Source organism: uncultured Thiodictyon sp. (assembly GCF_903828115.1).
In the GTDB taxonomy this organism is placed as follows: Bacteria; Pseudomonadota; Gammaproteobacteria; order Chromatiales; family Chromatiaceae; genus Thiodictyon.
The window spans coordinates 1-6456 of record NZ_CAIKKU010000496.1; the positions used below are offsets into that span (position 1 = coordinate 1).

At 67.4% G+C, this 6456-nt stretch carries 6 protein-coding genes; 2 read left to right on the forward strand and 4 right to left on the reverse strand.

The window, feature by feature from the left end:
- Positions 1-129: 129 nt before the first annotated feature.
- Both dapB and QZY48_RS18155 read right to left on the reverse strand, forming a co-directional pair.
- Complete coding sequence (gene dapB / locus QZY48_RS18150; RefSeq protein WP_295433717.1) at positions 130-945, reverse strand: 4-hydroxy-tetrahydrodipicolinate reductase; 816 nt, start codon at positions 943-945, stop codon at positions 130-132.
- A 93-nt stretch (positions 946-1038) separates the two neighbouring features.
- Positions 1039-2217 carry a ChaN family lipoprotein gene (locus QZY48_RS18155; RefSeq protein WP_295433719.1) on the reverse strand — a complete coding sequence of 393 codons (1179 nt, stop codon included), beginning with the start codon at positions 2215-2217 and terminating at the stop codon, positions 1039-1041.
- 322 nt (positions 2218-2539) lie between these two features.
- On the opposite strand from QZY48_RS18155, the gene QZY48_RS18160 reads away from it, so the two are divergent.
- A complete protein-coding gene (locus QZY48_RS18160) occupies positions 2540-4693 on the forward strand; it encodes a M1 family aminopeptidase (RefSeq protein WP_295433721.1) in 2154 nt (717 codons plus the stop codon).
- Positions 4694-4973: 280 nt separating this feature from the next.
- Complete coding sequence (locus QZY48_RS18165) at positions 4974-5330, forward strand: DUF2845 domain-containing protein (RefSeq protein WP_295433722.1); 357 nt, start codon at positions 4974-4976, stop codon at positions 5328-5330.
- Positions 5331-5481: 151 nt separating this feature from the next.
- On the opposite strand, the gene urtE is transcribed toward QZY48_RS18165, so the two are convergent.
- Together urtE and QZY48_RS18175 are read right to left on the reverse strand one after the other, a co-directional pair.
- Positions 5482-6177 carry an urea ABC transporter ATP-binding subunit UrtE gene (urtE, locus tag QZY48_RS18170; protein ID WP_295433724.1) on the reverse strand — a complete coding sequence of 232 codons (696 nt, stop codon included), beginning with the start codon at positions 6175-6177 and terminating at the stop codon, positions 5482-5484.
- 63 nt (positions 6178-6240) lie between these two features.
- Positions 6241-6345, reverse strand: coding sequence for a DUF29 family protein (locus QZY48_RS18175; protein WP_295433726.1), 105 nt, complete (start codon positions 6343-6345; stop codon positions 6241-6243).
- Positions 6346-6456 lie beyond the last annotated feature (111 nt).

A 6456-nucleotide genomic window follows, 5' to 3' on the forward strand; every position in this document is an offset into this window, starting at 1 on the left:
CGATTACGACAACGACAACGACAACGACAACGATAGCGTACCCGGGATCTCGGTCACCACATCAGTTCTGATCGCACCCGGTCGACCCGTCGGGCTCAGGCCCCACTGACCACTAGCCACTCGCCACGCTCAAAGGTCCCGCAGTCCCAGCACGTCCTGCATGTCGTAAACCCCGGGACCCCGGCCGCCGAGCCAGCACGCCGCCCGCGCAGCGCCGCGGGCGAAGGTCATCCGGCTGGACGCCTTGTGGGCGATCTCCACCCGCTCCCCGTCCGCGGCGAACCAGACGCTGTGCTCGCCCACCACATCCCCGGCCCGGATGGTCTCGAAGCCGATGGTACGCCGCTCCCGCGCCCCGGTATGGCCCTGGCGTCCGTAGACCGCGACCTCGCCGAGGTCCCGGCCCAGGGCCGCGGCCACCACCTCGCCCATCCGCAGGGCCGTCCCGGAGGGGGCGTCGACCTTGTGGCGGTGATGGGCCTCGATGATCTCGATGTCCACCTCGTCGCCCAGCACCCGGGCGGCGATGTCCAGCAGCTTGAAGCACAGGTTGACGCCCACGCTCATGTTGGGCGCGAAGACGATGCCGAGGTCGGCGCCGGCCGCGGCCACGGCCGCCCGCTGTTCGGCATCCAGACCGGTGGTGCCGATGACCATGGCCCGGCCGGCGGCGCGGCACAGTGCCAGGTGCGCCAGGGTCGCCGATGGGGCGGTGAAATCGATCAGGACGTCGAATGACTCCGTGACCGCGGCCAGGTCCGTGGTGATGGCGACCCCCAAACGGCCGACCCCCGCCAGTTCACCCGCGTCCGCCCCGATCAGGCTGGACCCCGGCCGCTCGGTCGCCGCCCTCAGCACCAGGCCCGCCGACTCCGTGACCGCCTGCACCAGGGTGCGCCCCATGCGGCCGGCGGCACCGGTGACCGCACATCTGATCTCGCTCATACGCAAATTCCCGCAGTGTTGTCGATGGCGGGCGACAGTAGCAGTTCCGCCGCCGGGGGTCGAGATGCGGCGCCCGCCGGGCGGAACCGACGGTCAATGCAGTTCGACCTCGAAGCGGAGCCTCTCGTCCTCCCCGCCGCCGCCCTTGCGCCGCACCTCGACCGGGAGGCGCTCCCCGGGCTGGCGGTCGAGCAGGGCGATGCGGATGTCCGCGTAGCCCTCGATCTGCTGCTCGCCGATCCGCACGATGAAGTCGCCATCCTGGAGCCCGGCAGCCTTGGCGCCGCTACCCGCACCGAAACCCTGCACCTGGGCCCCGCGGCCCTCGCCGTGCTCCGCGAGTTGGACGCCGAGCAAGCCCCCGGGGGGCAGTTCCACGGGTTGCGGGTCGAGCAGATAGTCGGCCGCCGCCGGGTCCAGTTCCTGATCGCCGACGTTCAACAGGGTGGTGGAGGTTACCTGCACGCGCCGTAACAGCCGCTGGGGGATGCCCTGACCGTATTCGATGTGCCCGCCGCCGGCCAGGACCACCAGGGTCCGGTCAGGGTTTGCGCGCAGATAGCCGGCGGCGCGCTCGGCCATGCCCTCGTCCCACAGCAGTTGGACCTCGATAAAGTGTTCAAATGACTTCTTGTCCGCCCCGGGGTGCTGGGCGAAGACCCCTTTGATCCGCGCCTCATAGGCGGGGTCCGAGCGGTCGATCCGGTCCGGCAGGCGCGCACGCTGCGCGTCGGTCAGGCCCGCGATGCCGACCTCGCCCACCCGGCGGGTCAACTCGGACTCCAGGTTGAGTGCGATGACCGGGATCCGGTGCTCGCGGGCGTAGCTCAGGATAGGGCGATAGAGCCGGTAGTCGAAGCGCCAGCGATCGAAGTATTGGCTGCGGCGCAGGAACTCGGGCTCCTCGATCACGCCCGCAATGTAATCGTCCAGGGCCGCCTGATAGGGCTGCTGGAAGAATTCGACGCCGATGGCGAGGTCCTTGCCGCGGCGCCGCAGGCCCTCGATCACCTTGAGTTGGTTCAGGTGGTCCGCGTAGCGGTCGTGGTTTTCGCCGACGAAGACGACCCGGTGCGGCGCGATGGCATCCAGGACCTGCTCCAGGTCCGAGACGACGCGGCCATCGGGAACCCCGGCGGTTTCGATGGGTAGCGAGTCCGCCGGTAGGGGCGGGGCGGCGGCGGTCACGTCGGCCCCCGGCAGCGCCGCCACGGGCAGGAGACCCAGCGAGACGGCCAGGACGGTGGGGAGAAGGGAACGATCAAAGGTCACGGTAGCCCTCGCTGCCGGCATCTGGCTGGTGTTGGCCCGCGCCGGGCCGCATTATTCGACAAGCACCGCGGTCAATCCCATCGGATTATCCTAAAATCCACAGATGAACACAGATGAACACAGATGACGACATATTTTATTTTAATTATCATAAGTTTATCGATATTGTCACAATCACCGGCAAGGTGAGCCCTCCAGCCAAGCGTAAATCAATGAATAATCTGTGTTCATCTGTGTTCATCTGTGGATAACTGCTCTTTCCCCGATTATGGCCTAATGCGGCCGATTCCCGCCAACCCAAGCAAGCGCCGGACCGACCCCCATGCACCACTTTCTGAAGCCCGCCCCCGTCCTGGCCCTGATCGCCGCCCTGCCGCTGGCCCTGTTCATGCCCCGCGCCCTGCCGGCCGAGACACCGGTCGTCGGACACCACATGGAGGTCCGGCTCGACCCCGCGGCCGGGGAGATTAATGTGGTGGACAAGCTGACCCTGCCGCCGGGGCGCGACAGCGTCGACCTTGTCCTGCATACGGGCCTGGCCCCGCGCGTCCTGTCCGGGGACGCGACCCTGGAACCCCTGGGTCGGGATGAACACCTGGAAGCCCTGCGGCTGCATCTGTCGCCCGCGGCCAAGGGTGCCGTCACCCTGGCCTATGGCGGCCAGATCCGCCATGGACTGACCGCGGTGCCGGAGGGCATGGGCCGGGAGCGCCAGGAGAGCACCGGGACCATCGCCCCGGACGGGGTCTTCCTGGACGGGGGCAGCGGCTGGTATCCGCGCGTGCCCGGTACCCTGCAACGTTTTGATTTGTTGGTGACGCTGCCGCCGGGTTGGCAGGCACTGTCCCAGGGGGCGGGGCCCGAGCGCGCGGGGTTCGCGGGTTCGGCCTGGATCGAGACCCAACCCCAGGACGACATCTATCTCATCGCCGCCCCCTTCACCCTCTATCGCGAACCCGGGAACCCGGGGGGGGCCAAGGGGGCGGAGGCGCAGGTGTGGCTGCGCACCCCCGACGAGCCCCTGGCGGCGAGCTATCTGGCGGCCACCCGTGAGTATCTGGACCTCTACAGCCGCCTGATCGGCCCCTACGCCTATGCCAAGTTCGCCCTGGTCGAGAACTCCTGGGAGAGCGGACTGGGCATGCCCTCCTTCACCCTGCTCGGCCCCCGGGTCATCCGCCTGCCCTTCATCATCGGCTCGTCCTACCCCCATGAGGTCCTGCACAACTGGTGGGGCAACGGTGTCTATGTCGAGCAGCGCACCGGTAACTGGAGCGAGGGCCTGACCGCCTATCTGGCCGACCACCTGATGAAGGAACGCGACGGCCAGGGGGCCGCCTACCGCCGCGACAGCCTCCAGGCCTACGCGGACTATGTGAGTACCGACCAGGACTTTGCCCTCACCGCGTTCCGCGGGCGCCACGGCGAGGCGAGCCAGGCGATCGGCTATGGCAAGGCGGCCATGTTCTTTCACAACCTGCGCCTCCAACTGGGTGACGCCCTGTTTACCGAGGGGCTGCAACGCTTCTACACCGACAACCGCTTTCGGGCCGCCGGCTATGCGGATCTGCGCCGCGCCTTCGAGACCGTCAGCGGCCGGGACCTGAAGGACTATTTCACCGCCTGGACCACCCGCACCGGGGCGGTGCGTCTCGCCCTGACCGAGGTCAAGACCGAGCCGACCAAGACCGGGTATCGGGTCAGCGGCCGGATCATGCAGACCCAGCGCGAGGCGCCCTTCCCGCTGGTGGTGCCGGTGGTGGTCCATCCGGTGACGGGGCCGCCGCAACGGGTGCTGGTGAACCTCGATGGGCGCGAGGGGCGCTTCGCCATCGACCTGCCCGCGGCACCGCTCCGCCTGGCCCTGGACCCGGCGTTCGACAGCTTCCGCACCCTGGAGCCGGGCGAGGCGGCGGTGTCTTTAGGCGCGCTCTTTGGCGCCGCCCAGGGTCTGATCCTGCTCCCGAGCGGGGCAGAACCCTCACTGCTCGCCGGCTACCGCGACCTGGCGACGGCCTGGACCGTGGGCCAGCCGGGCTGGCGGGTCGCGCTGGACAGCGATCAGGCGGAACTGCCGAAGGACCGTCCGGTCTGGCTGCTGGGCTGGGAAAACCGGTTCAGCCCGGCCTTTGCCGCCGACAGCCGGGACTTCAGTCTGGACCCGCAGGGGCGGACCCTGCGCATTGCCGGGGCAGATGTAGATACCCTGGGGGCCGGCCTGGTCCTCACGCGCGAGCGCGACGGTCAGGCCCTGGGCTGGATCGCGGCCGGCGACGCTGCCGCCCTGCCCGGGCTCGCCCGCAAGCTCCCGCACTACGGCAAATACGGCTATCTGATCTTCACCGGGGCGGCCCCGGACAACCGGACCAAGGGCCAGTGGCCGCCCGGTGACTCGGCCCTGGTGCGCTGGTTCGGCGACGCGCGCCCAGCACTGGCGCCGGTGCCGCGGGCGAGTCTGGTGGAGGCCGGCCATTGACAAGACCCGGGGCGGGGGATCATGTCCCTAAGTACCGCGTCGTTGTCGTTGTCGTTGTCGTTGTCGTAATCGCAATCGGAGAAGCGATGCACTTTGGAGTGCGAGAGAATCCGGGGCGCTACGACAACCTCGACAACGACAACGACAACGAAAATGGTTCTATAGGCAGCCAAGGTATCGGCGGCGCGGGTGGATGCGCTGCGCTTATCCACCCTACATCGTCCCCGAGACCACATCAGTTTTGCTCGCACCCCGTCACTCGCCGAAGCGGAGACCCGCCATGCATTACCCACTACTGCCGTTGCTCGCCGCCGGCGTCCTGTTGCTCGGCGGCTGCACTCCGGAACCGGCCCAGATCCTGTATTGCGGGACCCCTAGCGTCACCGAGGGCGACAGCAGCTTTGACCTGACGCAGCGCTGCGGCCAACCCACCGCCGTGGAACAGGCGCAGGACCGCCCCATCGCCACCCCGGTCTATGACATGAACCTGGGCCACTATGTGATCCAGTCAATACCCCAGCCCTACGAGGTCTGGGTCTACAACGACGGACCCGACCGACCGGTGGCGCGCATCAGCATCAAGAACGGCATGATCGCCAGGATCGAAGTGCGCGGCCCGGCAACTGACTCACCCTAAAAAGAGTATTTGGCCGCAAATGAACGCGAATAAGCGCAAATAAATCGGCTGGTTGGGATCGTCGCGGGCGTCACCCGGACGGTGAAGATGCAGTGAAGGCCAAGTATCTGATTATTTGCGTTCATTTGCGGCTAAACTGCTTTTTCTGGGCTCACACGTTGAGATACTGCCGCACCAGGTCATCGCCCAATTCGTTCATTGCCCCGCGCGCCGCCAGCCGTCCCCGGTCCAGGATCACGAAGCCGTCGGCGACCCGGCGAGCGAAGGGGAGTTTCTGCTCCACCAGGATGACGGTGAGCCCGAACTCGGCGATCAGGCGGCGGATGATGCTGCCGATCTCATGCACGATGTTCGGCTGTATGCCCTCGGTCGGCTCATCCAGGATCAGCAGCTTGGGGTCGATCACCAGCGCCCGGCCGATGGCGAGCTGCTGCTGCTGACCGCCGGAGAGGTCGCCGCCGCGCCGCCCCAGCATTTGTTTCAACACCGGAAAGAGTTCGTAGATGAAGTCCGGGACCTGACGCAGACCGTCGTGCCGGGCGGGCAGCCCGATGCGCAGGTTCTCCTCCACCGTCAGCAACGGAAAGATCTGCCGGCCCTGAGGCACATAGCCCAGGCCCAGGTCGGCGCGCCGCTCGGCGGGGAGCCGGGCCAGGTCCTGCCCCTGATACTGCATGGTACCGGAGCGCAGCGGCAAGAGGCCCATGATGCACTGCATCAGCGTGGTCTTGCCGACGCCGTTGCGGCCCATGACACAGGTGCATTCACCCTCTGGGACCTGGATATCCAGGTCCCAGAGGGTGTGGCTCTCGCCGTAGAACTGGTTCAATCCTTGGATACTGAGCATTCGAGGGGCTCCGTGGTGGAAGGCCAATAGTCGCTGAGGACCTGCGTCTGGTCCCAGGGACAGTCAGTGGGGGGTGATGTCGAGTTGTGAAAAGGCGCCGGCCCGCAGCAGGTGCGCCTGCTCGCGGGACCAGGCAGTCAGGTCGTGGTCATAGTCGAGGCGCCTCACGGAGATCAGCTAACGGCCATGAAGACCTGTCCGCCGCCGCGGAACATGAAAAGTCCTTGTGGGAGCGGCCTCCGGCCGCGATGCGGCGCCGCGGTAACCTGCAACGCTGCG